Origin of the sequence: Pseudobutyrivibrio sp. AR14, from assembly GCF_900101325.1 — a bacterium.
In the GTDB taxonomy this organism is placed as follows: Bacteria; Bacillota; Clostridia; order Lachnospirales; family Lachnospiraceae; genus Pseudobutyrivibrio.
This window is the reverse complement of the sequence record NZ_FMUY01000008.1, coordinates 53270-73871: the sequence shown is the minus strand read 5'-3', so window position 1 is coordinate 73871 and position 20602 is coordinate 53270. Positions and strand designations below refer to the sequence as shown.

35 protein-coding genes are annotated in these 20602 nt (G+C 40.6%); 33 read left to right on the top strand and 2 right to left on the bottom strand.

Features of this window, described 5'->3' with window-relative positions:
* The first annotated feature begins 81 nt into the window (after positions 1–81).
* On the top strand, positions 82–1371 hold the full coding sequence (locus tag BLP50_RS08960; RefSeq protein WP_090153852.1) for a diguanylate cyclase domain-containing protein: 1290 nt from the start codon (positions 82–84) through the stop codon (positions 1369–1371).
* 44 nt (positions 1372–1415) lie between these two features.
* On the opposite strand, the gene BLP50_RS08955 is transcribed toward BLP50_RS08960, so the two are convergent.
* Entirely contained in the window at positions 1416–2783 is a 1368-nt protein-coding gene (locus tag BLP50_RS08955) for an MATE family efflux transporter (RefSeq protein WP_090153849.1), read from the bottom strand.
* A 36-nt stretch (positions 2784–2819) separates the two neighbouring features.
* Positions 2820–3707, bottom strand: a complete 888-nt coding sequence (locus BLP50_RS08950) for a class I SAM-dependent methyltransferase (RefSeq protein ID WP_090153847.1) — start codon at positions 3705–3707, stop codon at positions 2820–2822.
* A 489-nt stretch (positions 3708–4196) separates the two neighbouring features.
* Between BLP50_RS08950 and rpsJ the strand changes: the two genes are divergently transcribed.
* The 32 genes from rpsJ to BLP50_RS08790 all read left to right on the top strand — a co-directional run bounded on the left by rpsJ (position 4197) and on the right by BLP50_RS08790 (position 20598).
* Entirely contained in the window at positions 4197–4508 is a 312-nt protein-coding gene (gene rpsJ / locus BLP50_RS08945) for a 30S ribosomal protein S10 (RefSeq protein WP_015548360.1), read from the top strand.
* Between the two features lie 176 nt (positions 4509–4684).
* Positions 4685–5368: a 50S ribosomal protein L3 gene (gene rplC / locus BLP50_RS08940; protein ID WP_015548359.1), complete on the top strand. Its 684-nt coding sequence runs from the start codon at positions 4685–4687 to the stop codon at positions 5366–5368.
* 29 nt (positions 5369–5397) lie between these two features.
* Positions 5398–6018: a 50S ribosomal protein L4 gene (rplD, locus tag BLP50_RS08935; protein ID WP_090153845.1), complete on the top strand. Its 621-nt coding sequence runs from the start codon at positions 5398–5400 to the stop codon at positions 6016–6018.
* A complete protein-coding gene (gene rplW, locus BLP50_RS08930; protein WP_028248325.1) occupies positions 6018–6317 on the top strand; it encodes a 50S ribosomal protein L23 in 300 nt (99 codons plus the stop codon). Before rplD ends, rplW begins: the two co-directional genes overlap by 1 nt.
* A gap of 62 nt (positions 6318–6379) precedes the next feature.
* A complete protein-coding gene (gene rplB, locus BLP50_RS08925; RefSeq protein ID WP_090153843.1) occupies positions 6380–7222 on the top strand; it encodes a 50S ribosomal protein L2 in 843 nt (280 codons plus the stop codon).
* 11 nt (positions 7223–7233) lie between these two features.
* Complete coding sequence (gene rpsS / locus BLP50_RS08920; protein ID WP_028234427.1) at positions 7234–7515, top strand: 30S ribosomal protein S19; 282 nt, start codon at positions 7234–7236, stop codon at positions 7513–7515.
* Between the two features lie 22 nt (positions 7516–7537).
* Positions 7538–7927, top strand: coding sequence for a 50S ribosomal protein L22 (gene rplV / locus BLP50_RS08915; protein ID WP_015548354.1), 390 nt, complete (start codon positions 7538–7540; stop codon positions 7925–7927).
* An 11-nt stretch (positions 7928–7938) separates the two neighbouring features.
* Entirely contained in the window at positions 7939–8598 is a 660-nt protein-coding gene (gene rpsC, locus BLP50_RS08910; protein WP_090153841.1) for a 30S ribosomal protein S3, read from the top strand.
* Position 8599: 1 nt separating this feature from the next.
* Positions 8600–9028, top strand: a complete 429-nt coding sequence (rplP, locus tag BLP50_RS08905; protein ID WP_072914961.1) for a 50S ribosomal protein L16 — start codon at positions 8600–8602, stop codon at positions 9026–9028.
* Positions 9028–9234, top strand: a complete 207-nt coding sequence (rpmC, locus tag BLP50_RS08900) for a 50S ribosomal protein L29 (RefSeq protein ID WP_015548351.1) — start codon at positions 9028–9030, stop codon at positions 9232–9234. Before rplP ends, rpmC begins: the two co-directional genes overlap by 1 nt.
* Positions 9235–9273: 39 nt before the next feature.
* On the top strand, positions 9274–9528 hold the full coding sequence (gene rpsQ / locus BLP50_RS08895; protein ID WP_028234423.1) for a 30S ribosomal protein S17: 255 nt from the start codon (positions 9274–9276) through the stop codon (positions 9526–9528).
* Positions 9529–9546: 18 nt separating this feature from the next.
* Entirely contained in the window at positions 9547–9915 is a 369-nt protein-coding gene (gene rplN / locus BLP50_RS08890; protein ID WP_015548350.1) for a 50S ribosomal protein L14, read from the top strand.
* A gap of 12 nt (positions 9916–9927) precedes the next feature.
* Positions 9928–10239 (top strand): 50S ribosomal protein L24, encoded by a 312-nt coding sequence (gene rplX, locus BLP50_RS08885; protein ID WP_015548349.1) that lies wholly within the window; start codon positions 9928–9930, stop codon positions 10237–10239.
* Positions 10240–10261: 22 nt separating this feature from the next.
* The gene (gene rplE / locus BLP50_RS08880) at positions 10262–10807 is read left to right on the top strand and encodes a 50S ribosomal protein L5 (RefSeq protein WP_090153839.1); all 546 of its coding nucleotides are present in this window, start codon (positions 10262–10264) and stop codon (positions 10805–10807) included.
* Positions 10808–10817: 10 nt separating this feature from the next.
* Positions 10818–11003, top strand: a complete 186-nt coding sequence (locus tag BLP50_RS08875) for a type Z 30S ribosomal protein S14 (protein WP_028242194.1) — start codon at positions 10818–10820, stop codon at positions 11001–11003.
* Between the two features lie 40 nt (positions 11004–11043).
* On the top strand, positions 11044–11445 hold the full coding sequence (gene rpsH / locus BLP50_RS08870; protein WP_090153837.1) for a 30S ribosomal protein S8: 402 nt from the start codon (positions 11044–11046) through the stop codon (positions 11443–11445).
* A gap of 89 nt (positions 11446–11534) precedes the next feature.
* The gene (gene rplF, locus BLP50_RS08865) at positions 11535–12074 is read left to right on the top strand and encodes a 50S ribosomal protein L6 (RefSeq protein WP_033153082.1); all 540 of its coding nucleotides are present in this window, start codon (positions 11535–11537) and stop codon (positions 12072–12074) included.
* Positions 12075–12092: 18 nt separating this feature from the next.
* Positions 12093–12461 (top strand): 50S ribosomal protein L18, encoded by a 369-nt coding sequence (rplR, locus tag BLP50_RS08860; RefSeq protein ID WP_028234418.1) that lies wholly within the window; start codon positions 12093–12095, stop codon positions 12459–12461.
* 11 nt (positions 12462–12472) lie between these two features.
* Positions 12473–12982: a 30S ribosomal protein S5 gene (gene rpsE, locus BLP50_RS08855; protein ID WP_090153835.1), complete on the top strand. Its 510-nt coding sequence runs from the start codon at positions 12473–12475 to the stop codon at positions 12980–12982.
* 13 nt (positions 12983–12995) lie between these two features.
* Positions 12996–13181 carry a 50S ribosomal protein L30 gene (rpmD, locus tag BLP50_RS08850; protein WP_015548343.1) on the top strand — a complete coding sequence of 62 codons (186 nt, stop codon included), beginning with the start codon at positions 12996–12998 and terminating at the stop codon, positions 13179–13181.
* A 17-nt stretch (positions 13182–13198) separates the two neighbouring features.
* Positions 13199–13642 carry a 50S ribosomal protein L15 gene (gene rplO, locus BLP50_RS08845; RefSeq protein ID WP_015548342.1) on the top strand — a complete coding sequence of 148 codons (444 nt, stop codon included), beginning with the start codon at positions 13199–13201 and terminating at the stop codon, positions 13640–13642.
* Complete coding sequence (secY, locus tag BLP50_RS08840) at positions 13642–14955, top strand: preprotein translocase subunit SecY (protein ID WP_090153834.1); 1314 nt, start codon at positions 13642–13644, stop codon at positions 14953–14955. The genes rplO and secY overlap by 1 nt, the downstream gene beginning before the upstream one ends.
* Positions 14956–15061: 106 nt before the next feature.
* Positions 15062–15706 (top strand): adenylate kinase, encoded by a 645-nt coding sequence (locus BLP50_RS08835; RefSeq protein ID WP_090153832.1) that lies wholly within the window; start codon positions 15062–15064, stop codon positions 15704–15706.
* 1 nt (position 15707) lies between these two features.
* Positions 15708–16508: a type I methionyl aminopeptidase gene (gene map, locus BLP50_RS08830; RefSeq protein ID WP_090153830.1), complete on the top strand. Its 801-nt coding sequence runs from the start codon at positions 15708–15710 to the stop codon at positions 16506–16508.
* Complete coding sequence (locus BLP50_RS08825) at positions 16499–16765, top strand: KOW domain-containing RNA-binding protein (protein ID WP_090153828.1); 267 nt, start codon at positions 16499–16501, stop codon at positions 16763–16765. Before map ends, BLP50_RS08825 begins: the two co-directional genes overlap by 10 nt.
* Positions 16758–16976 (top strand): translation initiation factor IF-1, encoded by a 219-nt coding sequence (infA, locus tag BLP50_RS08820; RefSeq protein ID WP_015548337.1) that lies wholly within the window; start codon positions 16758–16760, stop codon positions 16974–16976. Before BLP50_RS08825 ends, infA begins: the two co-directional genes overlap by 8 nt.
* A 116-nt stretch (positions 16977–17092) precedes the next feature.
* The gene (rpmJ, locus tag BLP50_RS08815; RefSeq protein WP_004604068.1) at positions 17093–17206 is read left to right on the top strand and encodes a 50S ribosomal protein L36; all 114 of its coding nucleotides are present in this window, start codon (positions 17093–17095) and stop codon (positions 17204–17206) included.
* 207 nt (positions 17207–17413) lie between these two features.
* Entirely contained in the window at positions 17414–17782 is a 369-nt protein-coding gene (rpsM, locus tag BLP50_RS08810; protein ID WP_028234412.1) for a 30S ribosomal protein S13, read from the top strand.
* Positions 17783–17817: 35 nt separating this feature from the next.
* Positions 17818–18210 (top strand): 30S ribosomal protein S11, encoded by a 393-nt coding sequence (gene rpsK / locus BLP50_RS08805; protein ID WP_015548335.1) that lies wholly within the window; start codon positions 17818–17820, stop codon positions 18208–18210.
* Between the two features lie 16 nt (positions 18211–18226).
* Complete coding sequence (rpsD, locus tag BLP50_RS08800) at positions 18227–18820, top strand: 30S ribosomal protein S4 (protein ID WP_090153826.1); 594 nt, start codon at positions 18227–18229, stop codon at positions 18818–18820.
* A gap of 158 nt (positions 18821–18978) precedes the next feature.
* Entirely contained in the window at positions 18979–19938 is a 960-nt protein-coding gene (locus BLP50_RS08795; RefSeq protein ID WP_090153824.1) for a DNA-directed RNA polymerase subunit alpha, read from the top strand.
* A gap of 135 nt (positions 19939–20073) precedes the next feature.
* Entirely contained in the window at positions 20074–20598 is a 525-nt protein-coding gene (locus BLP50_RS08790; protein WP_090153822.1) for a bL17 family ribosomal protein, read from the top strand.
* Positions 20599–20602 lie beyond the last annotated feature (4 nt).

The window sequence follows — 20602 nt, the reverse complement described above, 5'->3', positions numbered from 1 at the left end:
CTTTTGCTTTTTTATAAATACTTACCTTAATTGTAAAATGTTGTATAATTAGACTAACAACAGGCTTTATGAGGGGTGATTATGAAAAAGAAACAGTTTAAAAACAGTCTTAAAACTCAAATGCTTAGGATGACAATAGTTCCTCTTGCTATTATGACAATTGTTATTGTGGCTGTCAGTGGAAGTATTGTAAAAAAGGCAATTACCGACAAAATAGAAGATGAATTGATAAGCAATGCAGAGCTTGTTGGATTCATATTTGATAAATATTATGTGGGGGATTTCAGAGTTGAGACTAATAGTGAGACAGGCGAGGTAGATTTATACAAGGGTGATGAGAAACTTAATGGCGATGACACCTTGATGAAGAATCTATCTGACGTTCTTGGAATCCAGATATCTATTTTTTACAATGACACTAGAATTATTACCACATTATCTGATGAAGAAGGCAACAGTGCTATGGGCACAGCGGCTGCAGCTGTTGTAAAAAGAGATGTGCTGGAAAAGAAGGAGAGCGCTTTCTATACTAATGTAATGGTCTATGATGAAAAGAGCTTTGCATACTACAAGCCACTTTTATCAGATGATGGCACAGCAATTGGTATGATAGCTGTATGTGAATCTGGAGCACTTGTAAACAGAGAGGTAATCAAATACGTTATTCCTGTTATAGCGGTATGCTTGATTATTTCTGTTTTCTTTGGCTTTATAATGGTCCGCTACAACAAGCGCATTGCCAATAGAATTGTCAAGATAGACAAGTACATGAATTCTCTGGCAAATGGAGAATTCAAAAGTGAGATGCCTCGAGAATTGATGAGCGCAGATGATGAAATCAAGCATCTTGCCACCGATGGTAAGCGAATGGCTCATTCTCTTATGATGCTAGTTGAATACGACGCATTGACAGAGCTTAACAATAGACGTTTCGCTGATAAAAAGCTTCAGGAGATTCGTGTTGCAGCAGTAGAGCAAGGCGTCAAATATTGCCTTTGCATCGCTGATATTGACTTCTTTAAAAAGGTTAACGACACCTACGGTCATGAGATGGGTGATGTGGTACTTAAGGCAGTGGCAGACAAGCTAAAAGCTGGAATGGTAGGCAAGGGCTTTGCAGCACGCTGGGGCGGCGAGGAGTTCCTTCTTATATTCAAGGACCGAGAGCTTGACATAGCAAGGCGAGAGCTTTCAATGATAATGGATCAGGTTCGCACCATTTACGTGCCAGACACCGATAGACAGATTACCATGTCATTTGGATTGACAGCCCTGGTTCCAGGGGAGACCATCGACGAAGTACTTAATCGAGCTGATGCCAACCTATACGAGGCCAAGGAAACTGGTCGAGACCAGATTATATGCAAATAAGATAAAAATAACGCCGTCTAGCTTAAGAGCCAGACGGCGTTTTATTATGCTTCTTTAAATTCAGGATGTGAGAATTCTTTTCTAACCAGTATGAAGCAGATGGTAAATGAAAGAGCATCTGCGATTGGTCCTGCGAAAAGAACTCCATTGAAACCAAATATCATAGGTAAGAATACAATAAGTGGTGCAAGGAAAAGCACCTGTCTCGTTAGAGACATAAAGATTCCTTTGTATGGCTTTCCAATTGATGTAAAGAAATTGGAAGCAAGTGGCTGGAAAAATGCTGTGAAGATTCCGAAAAGGAATATTCTAAAGTACTTTTCACAGAACTGGAAGTATAGCTCGTCACCAGTACCAAATATGGAAACAATCTGGCGAGGGAACAATTGGAAGCAAGCCCAGCTAGTGAAAGTGATAATTGCGGCAAGTTTTAATGCAAGATAAAATGCACTCTTAACTCTCTTATAATTTTGAGCTCCGTAATTAAAACTAATAATTGGCTGAAGTCCCTGAGATATACCAATTACAAATGAAAAACAGATTCCGTTAACTTTTGAAATAATACCTGCACATGTAATAGGAATATCTGAACCGTAAATTGACTGAGCACCGTAATGACCCATTACATGGTTCATTACAATCTGAACAATCATCATTGCAATCTGATTGATAAATGGTGCAGTACCAAGAGCTGCGATTGAACCGATAATGGCAAGGTCTGGAATGAAATGTTGCTTTTCAAGCTTTACAGTTTTGAATTTTTTAAGATAAACAAGAACCATAAAACCGGCAACATACTGACCGATAATTGTGGCAACAGCAGCTCCTTTCATTCCCCAGTGAAACACTGCAACAAAGAGGAAATCTAAAACAGTATTGATTACGGCACCAGTTACATTGATTGCCATAGTCATATTTGGACTGCCGTCAGCTCTAACAATATGTGCACCACCTGCAGAAAGAATGAAGAGTGGATAGCCTAGTGCACAGATTCGTGAGTACTCTACGGCGTAAGGTAATATATTTTCAGTTGCGCCGCATCCAATAAGAATAGGCTCTAAAAAAAGTTCTGTAACAATAAGAAGAACAAATCCACCTAAAAGCATAAGTGAAATTGCGTTTCCTATATAATAGCCTGCCTTTTCTGTTTCACCTCGTCCCATGGCAAGGTTGAATGTAGAAGCTGCGCCAATTCCGCAAAGCAGGGCAATGGAAACATTTAAAATTGAAAGTGGAAACTGAATATTTGTGGCACCATTTCCAAGTGGTCCAACAAAGTTTCCTATGAAAAGCTGATCCACCATGTTGTAGAGTGAGCCTACAAGCATGGCAATGATGCTAGGGATAGCAAATTTTCTAAGTAACTTTCCAACAGGTTCAGTTCCAAGTGGGTTTTGCATTGTTGTAGTCATAAATAATTCCTTCTTTATAATAATGTAGCTGTTGGTTTATTTTCTGGTCCAACGACCGCTGGCACCGCATGGAAGTACAAGACCTGACTCAGTGACAGGAAGACCAATTTCATCAGCTGTTACTTCTCCAGGATGATTTTTCAAAAGAGCAGTGCTAATCATATAGTTAAGCACAGCAGGCTGAAGACCTGTTGTGTATGAGTTAACTAGGAAAAATAGAGCGTCATCTGCAAGAATCTGCTCGCAAAGCTGGATAAATGGGAAGATATCATCCTCGATTTTCCAAACTTCATTTTTGGAACCTCTTCCGTAAGAAGGAGGATCCATAATAATTCCGTCGTATTTATTGCCTCGGCGGATTTCTCTTTCTACGAATTTGCGGCAGTCATCTACAAGCCATCTTATTGGTGCATCTGAAAGACCAGATGAGGCTGCATTTTCTTTTGCCCACTGGACCATACCCTTTGAAGCATCCACGTGAGTAACCTGAGCGCCTGCTGCGGCTGCAGCAAGTGTAGCGCCACCTGTGTAGGCGAAAAGGTTAAGTACCTTTACTGGGCGATTCTTTTCTTTTATTTCCTTATTTATAATAGAAGAAAACCAATCCCAGTTTACAGCCTGCTCAGGGAAGAGGCCTGTATGCTTAAATGCAAAAGGCTTTAGGTTAAATATAAGATTCTTGTTGCAGATAGGATAGCTGATGGTCCACTGCTCTGGTAAATCAAAAAACTCCCACTCGCCACCACCTTTATTTGAACGATGATAATGAGCGTTAAGCTTCTTATAATAAGGAGAGGATTTTTTAGTGTTCCAGATTACCTGTGGATCAGGTCTAAGTAGAACATAATCTCCCCAACGCTCTAGCTTCTCACCAGAGCTACAATCTATTATTTCGTAATCCTTCCAATTATTAGCTGGTTGCATGATTTACTAATGTTACTATGAACAGTAACTATCCTTTCTATATTATATATGTACTTTACAAATGTGTTTGCTTTGACTATTATACTGAAAGATTATTAATCTTCAATGATTTCTAGTTCAAAAAATTCATTTCAACCACAAGATTTAGTTGTTTTTAAAATTGTACTAAATAAAATACAATAATTTTTATCTTTTTCTTGCTAGTATTCCCTTTCTCGTGTATATTATTACTTGCTGTGACATGATAGCTATGAAGCGTGAGGTTGCAACCTAGTTACTCAGGTTGGTTTTCCGTGGAGCGAATGTCAAGTTAGGAAACTGACGACAAGTCACTGTACAACAGAAAACCGTCCGCATTTGCGGAGACGACGTGTGAGAACTTGGTTCGAACTTTGAGTTTTAAACCATGATACACACGGGTAAGTGTACAGTCGCCACTTGTTCGATTTTTCAGAAATTAGAAAAACGAAAAAGGAGGAGACTTTTTTTATGGCAAATCAAGTTATGAGAATCACACTCAAGGCTTATGATCATGAGTTAGTAGATTCATCTGCCAAGAAAATCATCGAGACTGTTAAGAAGAACGGAGCACAGGTTAGTGGTCCTGTACCTCTTCCAACAAAGAAGGAAGTTGTTACAATTCTTAGAGCTGTACATAAGTACAAAGACTCTCGTGAGCAGTTCGAGCAGAGAACTCATAAGAGATTGATTGATGTCATCGACCCAACACAGAAGACTGTTGAGGCACTTTCTAAGTTAGAGATGCCAGCAGGTGTTGAGATCAGCATCAAGAATAAGTAAGAGTTCAACCAATTTTAGTTAACATCCAAGATGGTTTTATATAGAAGCAATAAGATTTCTTAATTTTCTATCTTATTCCACTTATATGACACTGTTCTAGGATGAACGGTTCCGCTACCCCAGTATTAATTAGATGGGCAAGAAGCGTTCCGCTGTAGAAAATGGAGGTAAGAAAAATGAAGAAAGCTATTTTAGCTACAAAGGTCGGAATGACTCAGGTCTTCAATGAAGGCGGCGAGCTTATTCCTGTAACTGTACTTTCTGCTGGTCCATGTGTTGTTACACAGATCAAGACAGTAGAGAACGACGGTTACGATGCAGTTCAGGTTGGCTTTGTTGACAAGAAGGTTAAGCTTGTTAATAAGGATGCTAACGGACGCAAAGAAATCATTCATCGCAATGGCGTAAACAAGCCAGAGAAGGGTCACTTCGATAAGGCTGGTGTTGAGCCAAAGAGATTTGTTAGAGAGTTCAGATTTGATAATTGTGCAGATTATGCGCTCGCTCAGGAAATCAAGGCTGATATCTTTGAGGCTGGTGACAAGGTTGATGCAACAGCTACTTCAAAGGGTAAGGGATTCCAGGGCGCTATCAAGAGATTAGGTCAGCACAGAGGACCTATGGCTCATGGTTCTAAGTTCCACAGACATCAGGGTTCAAATGGTGCATGTTCATCACCTAGCCGTGTATTCAAGGGCAAGGGTATGCCTGGTCAGATGGGCGGAACAAGAGTTACAATCCAGAATCTTGAGATTGTACGTGTTGACGTTGAAAACAATCTGCTTTTAGTAAAGGGTGCTGTTCCAGGACCAAAGAAGTCTCTTGTAACAATTAAAGAGTCAGTTAAAGCAGGAAAGTAATCTTACGATAGGAAAGGAGGAACTTAGCGATGGCTAAAGTATCCGTATATAATATGGAAGGCAAAGAAGTTGGCACCATGGATCTTAACGACAGCATCTTCGCAGTTGAGATTAATGAGCACTTAGTTCACATGGCAGTTGTCCAGCAGCTTGCAAATAACCGTCAGGGAACACAGAAGGCTAAGACACGTTCTGAGGTTTCAGGTGGTGGTAGAAAACCTTGGAGACAGAAGGGAACAGGTCATGCAAGACAGGGTTCTACAAGATCTCCACAGTGGACAGGTGGTGGCGTAGTATTCGCTCCAACACCAAGAGATTATTCATTCAAGCTTAACAAGAAGGAGAAGAGAGCAGCTCTTAAGTCTGCACTTACTTCAGTTGTTAATGAGAACAAGTTCATCGTTGTTGATGAGTTAAAGCTTGATGCTATTAAGACAAAGGATTTCGCAAAGGTACTTACAAACCTTAACGTTGAGAAGGCTCTTGTAGTTCTTGATTCTAATGATAAGAACGTAGTTATGTCTGCAAAGAACATTCCTACAGTTAAGACAGCTCTTACAAATACAATCAACGTATATGACATCCTTAAGTACAACACAGTAGTTGTTACAAAGGCTGCTGTTGATCAGATTCAGGAGGTGTATGCATAATGGCAAACGTACAATATTATGACGTAATCCTTAAGCCTGTAATCACAGAGAAGTCTATGAACGCTATGGCTGAGAAGAAATACACATTCCTTGTTCATCCAGAAGCTAACAAGACTATGATTAAGGAAGCTGTTGAGAAGATGTTCGACGGAGTTAAGGTTGCTTCAGTTAACACAATGAACGCTGATGGCAAGACAAAGAGACGTGGAATGACTTACGGAAAGACAGCAAAGACAAAGAAGGCTATCGTTCAGCTTACAGCTGATAGCAAAGACATCGAGATTTTCTCAGGTCTTTAAAATAATTTAATGTATGCGCAGTCGAGCGCGATAATAAACGAGTTTTTGAAAGGAGAAAAGAAATGGGAATTAAGACATATAACCCATATACACCTTCGAGAAGAAATATGACTGGTTCTGATTTCGCTGAGATCACAAAGAACTCACCAGAGAAGTCACTTGTTGTTTCACTTAAGAAGCACGCTGGTCGTAACAATCAGGGTAAGATTACCGTTAGACATCATGGTGGCGGTAACAGACAAAAATATAGACTTATTGATTTCAAGAGAAATAAGGATGGAATTCCTGCAAAGGTTATTGGTATCGAGTACGATCCAAACAGAACAGCTAACATCGCTCTTATCTGCTACGCAGACGGCGAGAAGGCTTACATCCTTGCTCCAGCTGGTCTTACAGACGGCATGACAGTTATGAACGGTGCTGACGCTGAAGTTAGAGTTGGTAACTGCTTACCACTTGAGAAGATTCCAGTTGGTACACTTATTCACAATGTTGAGCTTTATCCAGGTCGTGGCGGACAGCTCGTTCGTTCAGCTGGTAACTCAGCACAGCTCATGGCTAAGGAAGGAAAGTATGCAACACTTCGTCTTCCTTCAGGCGAAATGAGAATGGTACCTCTTAACTGCCGCGCATCTATCGGTGTAATCGGTAACGGTGATCACAACCTTGTTAAGATCGGTAAAGCTGGTCGTAAGAGACACATGGGTATCAGACCTACAGTTCGTGGTTCTGTTATGAACCCTAATGACCATCCACATGGTGGTGGTGAGGGCCGCGCTCCTATCGGACGTCCAGGTCCATGCACACCTTGGGGCAAGCCAGCTCTTGGTCTCAAGACAAGAAAGAAGCACAAGCAGTCTAACAAGCTCATCGTAAGAAGACGCGATGGTAGAGCAATCAAATAAGGAGGATACACATGGCACGTTCATTAAAAAAAGGACCATTTGCTGATGCAAGCTTATTAAAGAAGGTTGATGCTATGAACGCTAGCGGCGACAAGTCAGTTATCAAGACATGGTCACGTCGTTCTACAATCTTCCCACAGATGGTTGGACATACAATTGCAGTACATGACGGAAGAAAGCACGTTCCAGTATATGTCACAGAAGACATGGTTGGACACAAGCTTGGAGAGTTCGTTGCTACAAGAACCTACAGAGGTCACGGCAAGGACGAGAAGAAGTCAAAGGTACGCTAATTAACAGAAAGGAGTTTTAATCATGGCTAAGGGACATAGATCTCAAATTAAACGTGAGAGAAACGATGTAAAGGATACAAGACCTTCAGCAAAGTTATCTTATGCTAGAATGTCAGTTCAGAAGGCTTGTTTCGTACTTGATGCCATTCGTGGTAAGGATGTTGATACAGCTCTTGCTATCGTAATGTACAATCCAAGATACGCTTCAAGTGTTATAGAGAAATTACTTAAGTCTGCTATTGCAAACGCTGAGAACAATAACGGCTTAGATCGCAAGGACCTTGTAGTAGCTGAGTGCTATGCAAACAAGGGACCTACAATGAAGAGAATTAGACCAAGAGCACAGGGTAGAGCTTACAGAATCGAGAAGAGAATGAGCCACCTCACAATCGTGCTTGATCAGAAAAATTAAGGAGGCAAAACATGGGACAGAAAGTTAATCCTCATGGCTTAAGAGTCGGTGTTATTAAGGACTGGGATTCTAAGTGGTATGCTGAGGGCGAGAACTTCTCAGACTACTTAGTTGAAGACTATAATATCAGAAAATTTCTTAAGAAGAAGCTTTACGCTGCAGGCGTTTCTAAGATCGAAATCGAGCGTGCTGCTGGTAGAGTAAAGGTAACTGTTTATACAGCAAAGCCAGGCGTTGTTATCGGTAAGGGCGGCGCTGAGATCGACAAGATTAAGAGTGAGCTCCAGAAGCAGACAAGCGATAAGCTTGTTGTAGATATCAAGGAGATCAAGAGACCAGATCGTGATGCACAGCTTGTTGCTGAGAACATCGCAGGTCAGCTTGAGAACCGTGTATCATTCCGTAGAGCTATGAAGTCTTGCATGGGTCGCGCTATGAAGACTGGTATCAAGGGTATCAAGACAAGCTGTTCAGGACGTCTTGGTGGTGCTGATATGGCTCGTTCAGAGTCTTACAATGAAGGTACTATTCCACTTCAGACACTCCGTGCTGATATCGATTATGGATTCGCTGAGGCTGACACTACTTATGGTAAGGTTGGTGTAAAGGTATGGATCTATAAGGGTGAAGTACTTCCAAAGAAGAAGAATGTGGAAGGAGGAGCTCAATAATATGTTAATGCCAAAGAGAGCGAAGCACAGAAAGCAGTTCCGTGGGAACATGGCTGGAAAAGCTTCAAGAGGAAATAAGATTGCATACGGTGAGTTTGGTATCGTTGCAATGGAGCCAGCTTGGATTAAGTCAAATCAGATCGAGGCTGCTCGTATCGCTATGACACGTTACATTAAGCGTGGTGGTAAAGTTTGGATCAAGATTTTCCCAGACAAGCCAGTTACTGCAAAGCCTGCTGAAACTCGAATGGGTTCAGGTAAGGGTACACTTGAATATTGGGTAGCTGTTGTTAAGCCGGGCCGTGTATTATTCGAGATCTCAGGAGTATCTGAGGAAGTTGCTAGAGAAGCACTTCGTCTCGCTACACATAAACTTCCTTGCAAGTGCAAGATAGTTTCCCGTGAGGATTTAGAAGGCGGTGAAGCATAATGAAGAATACAAAGTACGTAGAAGATTTAAAGAACACTTCAGTAGCAGAGCTTAATGCTCAGCTCGTAGAAGCTAAAAAAGAACTTTTCAACTTAAGATTCCAGAATGCTACAAACCAGTTAGATAACACAGCAAGAATTCGCGAAGTTCGCCGTAACATCGCTCGTATTCAGACTGTTATCACAGAAGCTGAGAAGAATGCGTAATAACGAAGAATCTTAATTATTTGAAAGGAGATCAAAGACGTGGAAAGAAACTTAAGAAAAACACGTACAGGTGTTGTTGTAAGCGACAAGATGGATAAGACAATCGTTGTTGCAATCCGTGACAATGTAAAGCATCCACTTTACAACAAGATCGTTAAGAAAACATATAAGCTTAAGGCTCACGATGAGAACGGCGACGCTCACATCGGTGATACAGTAAAGGTTATGGAGACTAGACCACTCTCTAAGGATAAGAGATGGAGACTTGTTGAAGTAATCGAGAGAGCAAAATAATTAAAGGAGGCTACTATAATGGTACAACAGGAAAGTAGATTAAAGGTAGCCGATAATACTGGAGCAAAGGAAATCCTTGTTATCCGTGTTATGGGTGGATCTACAAGAAGATATGCCAACATTGGCGACGTAATTACTGCTACCGTTAAAGATGCAACACCAGGTGGCGTTGTAAAGAAGGGTGACGTTGTTAAGGCAGTAGTTGTTCGTTCAGTAAAGGGTGCCCGTCGTAAAGATGGTTCTTATATCAAGTTTGATGAAAATGCTGCAGTCATCATCAAAGATGACAAGACTCCAAGAGGAACTCGTATTTTTGGACCTGTAGCTAGAGAGCTTCGTGAGAAGCAGTTCATGAAGATTGTTTCTCTCGCTCCAGAAGTATTGTAGGAGGAAGAGTAGATGGCAACAATGAAAATTAAAAAGGGCGATACTGTTCGTGTCATCGCTGGTGGCGATGTTAACAACGAAGGTAAGGTTATCGCAGTAGATAAGAAGAATAACACCGTTACAGTTGAAGGTGTTAACATGGTTAAGCGTCATGTTAAGCCTAGCATGGCTAACCAGGCAGGCGGTATCATCGAGCAGGAAGCTCCTATCGATGCTTCAAATGTTATGTTACTTCATAACGGTCAGCCTACACGCGTTGGCTTCAAGATGGACGGAGATAAGAAAGTCCGTTTCGCTAAGAAGACTGGCGAAGTGATTGACTAATTGAAGAAAGGAGAACAGTTCGTTGAGTAGATTAAAAGATCAGTATCTTAATGATATCGTACCAGCAATGGTAGAGAAGTTTGGATACAAGAATATTATGGAAGTTCCTAAGATCGAAAAGATCGTTGTCAACATGGGTGTTGGCGAAGCAAAGGACAACGCAAAGCTTCTTGAGTCTGCAGTCAAGGATATGGAAATGATTACAGGCCAGAAGGCAGTTACAACAAAGGCTAAGAATTCAGTTGCTAACTTCAAGATTCGTGAAGGTATGGCAATCGGATGTAAGACTACACTTCGTGGAGAGAAGATGTATGAGTTCGCAGATCGTCTCATCAACCTTGCACTTCCACGTGTACGTGACTTTAGAGGTGTAAATCCTAATTCCTTTGATGGTAGAGGTAATTATGCACTTGGTATCAAGGAGCAGATTATCTTCCCAGAAATCGAGTACGATAAGATCGACAAGACTCGTGGTATGGATATCATCTTTGTAACTACAGCTAAGACAGATGAAGAGGCTAGAGAATTACTTCGTTTATTCAACATGCCTTTCGCTAAGGAAGCATAGGAGGAAAGTTATGGCAAAGAAGTCAATGAAAGTTAAGCAGCAGCGCAAGGCTAAGTTTTCTACACAGGAATACAGCCGCTGCAAAATCTGCGGTCGTCCACATGCATACCTTAGAAAGTATGGTATTTGTAGAGTATGTTTCCGTGAGTTAGCTTACAAGGGTCAGATCCCAGGCGTTAAGAAAGCTTCATGGTAAGATAACGAACACAGATTGAAAATTAGGAGGAAATTGCATCATGACAATGAGTGATCCAATAGCAGATATGCTTACAAGAATCCGTAATGCAAATACTGCAAAACATGATACAGTAGATGTTCCTGCATCAAAGATTAAGGTTGCAATTGCAGACATTCTTGTTGATGAAGGATTTATCACAAAGTATGACATCGTTGATAATGGTAACTTCAAGGATATCCGTGTTACATTAAAGTACGGTGCAAACAAGAACGAGAAGATTATTTCTGGTATTAAGAGAATCTCTAAGCCAGGTCTTCGTATTTATGCTGGTAAGGACGATATCCCATACGTTTTAGGTGGACTTGGTATCGCTATCCTTTCTACAAACAAGGGCATCATCACAGACAAGGAAGCTCGTAAGCTTCAGGTTGGTGGCGAAGTTCTTGCATATGTTTGGTAATCATTTCCAGACATTAAGTAACTAATTACCTAAAAGTATAACCCGGTTATAGAAGCCGGACATACTATCATATTTAAGGAGGTACGGGCATGTCACGTATAGGAAGAATGCCAATCGCAGTTCCAGCTGGAGTTACAGTTGAGATTGCAGAAAATAATCATGTGACTGTAAAAGGTCCTAAGGGTACTCTTGAGAGAACACTTCCATCTGAGATGGATATCAAGCTTGAGGGTGCAGAAGTTGTTGTTACTAGACCTAATGATTTAAAGAAGATGAAGTCTTTACATGGTCTTACAAGAACACTTATCAACAACATGGTTGTTGGTGTTACAACAGGCTATGAGAAGACTCTTGAAGTTAACGGTGTAGGTTACAGAGCATCAAAGGCTGGTAAGAAGCTTACTCTTAACCTTGGTTACTCTCACCCAGTAGAGATGGAAGATCCAGAGGGTATTGAGTCAACTGTTGACGGAAATAAAATTATCATCAAGGGTATCGACAAGGAAAAGGTTGGACAGTACGCTGCCAACATTAGAGATAAGAGAAGACCTGAGCCATATAAGGGTAAGGGTATTAAGTACGCTGATGAAGTTATTAGACGTAAAGTCGGTAAGACCGGTAAGAAATAGTAAAGGAGTGAATGTAAAATGGTAAGTAAGAAATCTAGACAAGTAGTTCGCCAGACAAAGCATAGAAGACTTCGTAACACTCTAGCCGGTACAGCAGAAAGACCACGTCTTGCAGTGTTCAGAAGCAACAATCACATGTATGTTCAGGTTATTGATGATACATGCGGAAATACACTCGTTTCAGCATCTACTCTTGACGCAGACGTTAAGGCAGATCTTGCAAAGACAAATAACGTAGAAGCTGCTTCAAAGCTTGGTACAGTTATTGCTAAGAAGGCACAGGAAAAGGGAATCAAGGAAGTCGTATTTGACAGAGGTGGTTACATTTATGCCGGCAAGGTTGCAGCTTTAGCAGATGCAGCTAGAGAAGCTGGATTAGAATTCTAGGAGGAGAACACATGAAACGTGAAATCATTGACGCTAGCCAGTTAGAGTTAACTGAGCAGGTTGTAGAAATTAAGCGTGTAACAAAGGTTGTTAAAGGTGGACGTAACATGCGTTTCACAGCTCTTGTTGTAGTAGGCGATAAGAACGGACACGTTGGCGCTGGACTTGGCAAAGCAGCTGAAATCCCTGAAGCTATCCGCAAGGGCAAGGAAGATGCTATGAAGAAGCTTATTACAGTTAAGCTTGATAACAACCACAGTATTACACATGACATCCAGGGCAAGCACACTGGTGCTTCTGTACTTCTTAAGAAGGCTCCAGAAGGTACTGGTATCATCGCTGGTGGTCCAGCACGTGCCGTATGTGAGCTTGCAGGTATCGGAAACATCCGTACAAAGTCACTTGGATCATCAAATAAGCAGAACGTTGTTCTTGCTACTATCGAGGGACTTAGAGCTCTTAAGTCGCCTGAGGAAGTAGCTAAGGCTCGTGGCAAGAAGGTTGAAGACATTCTTGCTTAAGGAGGAAAGTAAAATGGCAGAGAAGAAGTTAAGAGTAACACTCGTAAAGTCTACAATCGGTGCTGTTCCTAAGAACAAGAAGACTGTAGAAGCACTTGGCCTTAGAAAGGTCAATAAGACTGTTGAGCTTCCTGACAACGACAGCGTTCGCGGAATGCTTAGAATGGTCAATCACTTAGTAAAAGTTGAAGAAATTTAATAGAAGGAGGTGCCATAATGGATTTATCTAACTTACAGCCAGCAGAAGGCTCAAAGCACAGCGATAATTTCAGAAGAGGCCGTGGTCACGGTTCAGGAAATGGCAAGACTGCTGGTAAGGGTCATAAGGGACAGAAGGCTCGTTCTGGCGGAAGCATTAGACTTGGATTCGAAGGTGGACAGATGCCTTTATACAGACGTCTTCCTAAGCGTGGTTTTAAGAATAGAAATACAAAGGAAATCGTTGGTATCAATGTTTCTTATTTAGAGAGATTTGATAATGGTGCTACTGTAACTGTTGATACTCTCATCGAGAGCGGTATCATCAAGAACCCTCGCGATGGCGTTAAGATTCTTGGCGGCGGCGAGCTTACAAAGAAGCTCAACGTTCAGGCTAATGCATTCAGTGCTAGCGCAAAGGAGAAGATTGAGGCCTTAGGCGGAACAGTAGAGGTGATCTAATGTTTCAGACACTTCGAGATGCTTTCAAAATTAAAGATTTAAGAAGACGCATAGGCTTTACAATATTTATGCTTGTTATCGTCCGTCTTGGAAGCTTGCTTCCAACTCCGGGCGTTAACGGAAGCCTTGTGGCTAGCTATTTCAAGGAAAATAGCAATACAGGATTGAATTTCTTTGATTCAATCACTGGTGGTTCTTTCTCATCAATGTCAGTATTTGCATTGAATATCACACCATACATTACTTCTTCTATCATTATGCAGCTTCTTACTATAGCTTTTCCAAAGCTTGAAGAGATGCAGCGTGATGGTGAAGCAGGCAGAAAGAAGATGACACAGATTACTCGTTATCTTACTGTTGCTTTAGCTTTGGGTGAATCAATTGCTATGGCTATCGCATTTGGAAAGAGTGGCTATCTTTTAAAGTTTAGTCCATTATATGTAATCTTAGTAGTAGCATCTCTTACAGCTGGTTCAGCAGTGTTAATGTGGATCGGTGAGAGAATCACTGAAAAGGGTATCGGAAATGGTATTTCTATTGTTCTTACAATTAATATCATCAGCCGTATCCCAGCTGATTTAGAGGCTCTCTATACTCAGTACATGAAGGATAAGACAATTCCAAAGGCAACTTTGGCAGCAGTTATTATCGCAGCTGTAATTATTCTTATCGTTGTATTTGTAGTAATCTTACAGAGCGCTGAGAGACGTATTCCAGTTCAGTACTCAAATAAGATTCAGGGCCGCAGACAGGTTGGCGGTAACTCATCTGTTATTCCTATGAAGGTTAATACAGCTGGTGTTATCCCAGTCATTTTTGCTCAGTCTTTACTTCAGACACCAATCATGATTGTTACAATGTTTAACAAGAATTTGACAGGTGTTTGGGCTAAGATTCTTAATGTTATGAATCAGAAAAATTGGTTCGATCCTACAAACTGGTTTAATTCAATCGGAGCAATTGTTTATATTCTCTTAATCATTGGATTTGCTTATTTCTATACAGAGATAACATTTAATCCACTTGAAATTGCAGAGAACTTAAAGCGCTCGGGCGGATTTATTCCTGGTATCAGACCTGGTAAGCCAACTTCAGATTATCTTGCAGCTATTCTTAAGCATGTAATCTTTATTGGTGCAATTGGTCTTTCAATCGTAGCATTGCTTCCAATCGTATTTGACGGTTTACTTGGCACAGATGTTTCATTCGGTGGCACATCAATTATCATTATTGTTGGTGTTATCATTGAGACATTAAAGCAAGTTGAGTCACAGATGATGGTTCGTAATTACAAAGGATTTTTAAATGACTAATAGTCATTAATGCATCTAAGGAGATACGTGGGTTATACCGCGTATCTCTTAAGGTGTTTTTAAGAGAATATTTTTAACGTAAATAACGCAGGAGGTTTTTTACATTATGAAGATTATTATGTTAGGTGCACCTGGTGCAGGCAAAGGAACTCAGGCAAAGCAGATTGCAGCTAAGTATTCTATTCCTCACATCTCTACAGGTGATATATTTCGCGCTAATATAAAGAACGGTACAGAGCTTGGCAAAAAAGCAAAGGAATACATGGATCAAGGTTTGCTTGTTCCAGATGAACTTACATGTGATCTTGTAATGGACCGCATTGCACAGGATGACGCGAAAAATGGATTTGTATTAGATGGTTTCCCAAGAACAATTCCACAGGCAGAAGCTCTTGACGCAGCTCTTACAAAGATCGGACAGTCAATGGACTATGCAATTGATGTAGATGTTCCAGATGAGAATATCATCAACAGAATGTCAGGTCGTAGAGCTTGCCTTAACTGTGGTGCTACATATCACATCGTTTCTATTCCACCTAAGAAAGAGGGCATTTGCGATTCATGTGGTAGCGCTCTTGTTTTAAGAGATGATGACAAGCCAGAGACAGTTAAGAAGAGACTTGATGTATATCATGATCAGACTCAGCCACTTATTGATTATTACAAAGGTAAGGGTATTCTTAAATCTGTTAGTGGTACACAGCCAATGGAAAAGGTTTTTGAGGATATCACAGCTATATTAGGAGCTTAGGATGTCAGAAGCAATTACTATTAAAACTGAAGAAGAAATTCAATTGATGCGTGAGGCAGGCAAGATTCTTGCTCAGGTTCACGAGACTCTTGCAAAAGAGATTCATGAAGGAATGTCTACATTAGATGTAGACAGACTCGGGGAAGAAGTTATTCGAAGCTTTGGCTGTGAGCCAAACTTTAAAGGCCTATATGGTTATCCTGCCAGCGTATGTGTTTCTGTAAATGATGAAGTTGTTCACGGTATACCTACTGCTGATCACATTCTTGTAAATGGAGATATTGTTAGTTTGGATACTGGCGTTCTCTACAAGGGATATCATTCAGATGCTGCTAGAACAGTTGGCGTAGGAGAGATTTCTGAAGAGGCAAGACTTCTTATAGAAAGAACTCGTCAGTCCTTCTTCCAGGGTATGAAATATGCAAAGGCCGGCAATCACCTTTACGATATATCAGGAGCAATTGGAGATTATGCTGAGAGCTTCGGATATGGAGTTGTTAGGGATTTGGTTGGACACGGCATTGGAAAGTCATTACACGAGGCTCCAGAGATTCCAAACTTTAGAAGAAAGTTCAGAAAAGGACCAAAGCTTTTAAAGGGAATGACATTAGCGGTTGAGCCAATGATTAACGCTGGAAGCTATGATGTTGCTTGGATGGATGATGAGTGGACAGTTGTAACAATGGATGAATCATTATCGGCTCATTATGAAAATACAATTGTTATTACAGATGGTGCTCCAGAGATTTTAACATTGACACCTTCTGAGCTTGCTAATCCGGAGGGAAATACATGGATTTAATGCTTGCTACTTCTAAGGCTGGCCACGATAAGAAAAAAGTATATGTAGTTATTGATGAGGTTGAAGATTATTTCATACTTGCCAATGGAACTACAAAGACGGTTGCCAAGCCTAAGAAAAAGAAAAAAATTCATTTACAGCTAATAAAAAATATTCCATCAGATGTGCTTGACGAGATAAAAGACATTACAGCACTTGATGATATTTCAATTAAAAGAATTCTTAAAAGTTATAATAGGAGGAACAAAGATGTCTAAGGCAGATGTTATTGAAGTAGAGGGAGTAGTTGTTGAGAAACTTCCAAATGCAATGTTTAAGGTAGAGCTTGAAAATGGTCACCAGATTCTTGCTCATATCAGTGGTAAGTTAAGACAGAACTACATTCGTATCTTACCTGGTGATAAGGTAACAATCGAGATGAGTCCTTATGATCTTTCTAAGGGAAGAATTATTTGGAGAGATAAATAAATTTTTGTTGACATACACGAAAACGCCCGCTATACTATTAAACGGACGTTTTTAGAATGTTCAAATTATAGATTGACCACAACATTTGAAAAAAGGGCATGGAAAGGAGGAAAATCGTGAAAGTAAGATCTTCTGTAAAGCCTATGTGCGAGAAGTGCAAGGTCATCAAAAGAAAGGGTAGCATTCGTATTATTTGCGAGAACCCAAAGCATAAGCAGCGTCAGGGTTAATTTCTGAGCAGCTTATTTAGCATTTATTATGTGCGGCTGCAGTCTAAAGTGTATCTAATTTAGACTGTTCATAATAAAAATGGCCTATCATACCGAGGCCAAACAGGACAAGATATGGGCGTACACACATTTCAGGCCGATTTATCGGAGCTGTACTTTCTATATCGATTATTAATTGTAGAAATATTTATGGAGGTGTAAACACACATGGCTCGTATTGCAGGTGTAGATTTACCAAGAGACAAGAGAATTGAAATTGGTTTAACTTACATTTACGGAATTGGTAGAGTAAGCTCAAACAAGGTTCTTGAGGCAGCTGGTGTTGATCCTAACACACGTGTCAAGGACTTAACTGATGAAGAAGTTAAGAAGATTAGCACAGTTATCGATGAGACATTAACTGTTGAAGGTGATCTTAGAAGAGAAGTTGCTCTTGACATCAAGAGACTTCAGGAAATCGGATGCTATAGAGGAATCCGTCACAGAAAGGGTCTTCCTGTTCGTGGACAGAAGACTAAGACAAACGCTCGTACTCGCAAGGGTCCAAAGCGTACAGTAGCAAATAAGAAGAAGTAATTTATTCAATAGAAAGAAAGTAGGTTAGTTTAATTATGGCTAAAGTTGCAAAGAAGACAACAAAAAAGCGTGTAAAGAAAAACGTTGAACACGGACAGGTACATGTTCAGGCATCTTTCAATAATACTATCGTAACTATTACAGATGCTCAGGGTAATGCTCTTTCATGGGCAAGTGCTGGTGGTCTAGGATTTAGAGGTTCAAGGAAATCTACTCCTTATGCTGCACAGATGGCAGCAGAGACAGCAGTTAAGGCTGCATTAGTTCACGGATTAAAGAGTGTAGATGTATTCGTAAAGGGACCAGGTTCAGGACGTGAGGCAGCAATCAGAGCGATTGACGCTAACGGCGTTCAGGTTCTTACAATCAAGGATGTTACTCCAGTTCCACATAACGGATGTCGTCCACCAAAGCGTAGAAGAGTCTAATTAGGAGGAAAATCTAATGGCAGTTAATAAGACACCAGTTCTTAAAAGATGTAGATCTCTTGATTTAGATCCTACATTTTTAGGATATGATAAAAAGTCACATAGACAGAAGAATAGAGGAAGAGGCAAGAAGTCTGAGTACGCTCTTCAGCTTCAGGAGAAGCAGAAGGCTAAGTTCATCTATGGCGTACTTGAGAAGCCTTTCCGTAATTATTATGAGAAGGCTGACCGTCAGAAGGGTATGACAGGTGAAAACCTTATGACAATGCTTGAGAGCCGTCTTGATAACGTAGTATTCCGTATGGGATTCGCTCGTACAAGAAAAGAAGCTCGTCAGGTTGTTGATCACAAGATGTTCCTTGTAAACGGCAAGCCAGTTAACATTCCTTCATACCTTGTAAAGGCTGGAGATGTTATTGAGGTTCGCGAGAAGTCAAAGAGCCTTCAGAGATTTAAGGACATTACAGAAATCACAGCAGGCAGAACAACTCCTGAGTGGGTTGACGTTGATGCTGAGAACCTTAAGGGTACAGTTAAGGAGCTTCCTAATAGAGAGCAGATTGATGTTCCTGTAGACGAGATGCTTATCGTCGAGTTATATTCAAAATAATAAATTTTAGTAGATGTTTACAAAAAGCACTTATACAAGCTTGCTTGTATAAGTGCGATTTGTTACAATTTTACTATGCGGCAATGAGCAATTTAGCAGGATATTTTAGAATATTCTGTTTTTTAGAGTCTATTACATTATATTAAGGAGGCAATGTAGTGTTAAATTTTGAAAACCCAAACATTGAAATCGTAGAGATTTCTGAGGACAAAAAATACGGCAGATTTGTTGTAGAACCTCTTGAGAGAGGATATGGTATAACACTTGGTAATTCTCTTCGTAGAATTATGCTTTCATCTCTGCCAGGAGCTGCAGTTAGCCAGATTAAGATCGAGGGTGTTCTTCATGAATTTAGCGCCATTCCAGGTGTTAAGGAAGATGTTACTGAGATCGTTATGAATATCAAGGAGCTTGCTATTAGAAATAACAGTAGCTCTGATGAACCTAAGACAGCATATATTGAGTTCGAAGGTGAGGGAGTTGTAACAGCTGCTGATATCCAGGTAGATTCAGATATCGAGATTATTAACCCAGATTTAGTTATTGCACACCTTAATGGTGGTAATGATTGCAAGCTTTACATGGAGCTTACTATCACAAAGAATCGTGGTTATATCTCTGCAGATAAGAACAAGACTCCAGATACTCCAATCGGCAAGATTGCAGTTGATTCAATTTACACACCAGTTGAGCGTGTAAACATGACAGTAGAAGACACTCGTGTAGGCCAGGTAACAGATTACGATAAGCTTACACTTGATGTATATACAAATGGCACAATGGGTCCTGATGAGGCTGTTTCTATGGCTGCTAAGGTACTCAGCGAGCATTTAAATCTTTTTGTTAATCTTTCAGAGGCAGCACAGGATCTTTCAGTTATCGCTGACAAGCCAGATGATACAACAGGTAAGACTCTTGAGATGAGCATTGATGAGCTTGAGCTTTCAGTTCGTTCATACAACTGCTTAAAGAGAGCTGGTATCAACACTGTTGCTGAGCTTTGCGACAAGTCACCTGATGATATGATGAAGGTACGTAACCTTGGTCGCAAGTCTATGGAAGAAGTAGAGCAGAAGCTTAGCGAGCTTGGTCTTTCACTTAGAATGGTAGAGGACTAAATCGCCTAATATAGTTACAGGAAATAATACGTGGAGGGTAAGACCGATGAGCACATCTGCGTAAGCCTTTCCATAATCAAGTTACGGGATAAGACCGATGAGCACCTGTGACGCCAGTTATTAAGGAGAAAAGAAATGGCAAAGTACAGAAAGTTAAGCAGAACATCTTCACAGAGAAAAGCACTTTTAAGAAATCAGGTAACTGAGCTTCTTTATCACGGCAAGATCGTTACAACTGAGGCTAAGGCTAAGGAAGTAAAGAAGATTGCTGAGCACATCATTACACTTGGTGTAAAGGAAAAGGATAACTTCGAGGAAGTTACAGTTCAGGCAAAGGTTGCTCGTAAAGATAAAGATGGTAAGAGAGTAAAGGAAGTTGTTGATGGCAAGAAGGTTACTGTATACGATACAGTAGACAAGAAGATCAAGAAGGATTCAGCTTCTAGACTTCACGCTCGTCGTCAGATGATGCAGGTTCTTTACACTCCAACAGCTAAGGGCGACAAGAAGAGCCAGTCACACAAGGTAGATATGGCAAACTTCGTATTCGATGAGATCGCTCCAAAGTATGTTGATCGCAAGGGTGGTTACACACGTATCGTTAAGATCGGACCACGTAAGGGCGATGCAGCTATGGAAGTTGTTCTTGAGTTAGTATAATAAA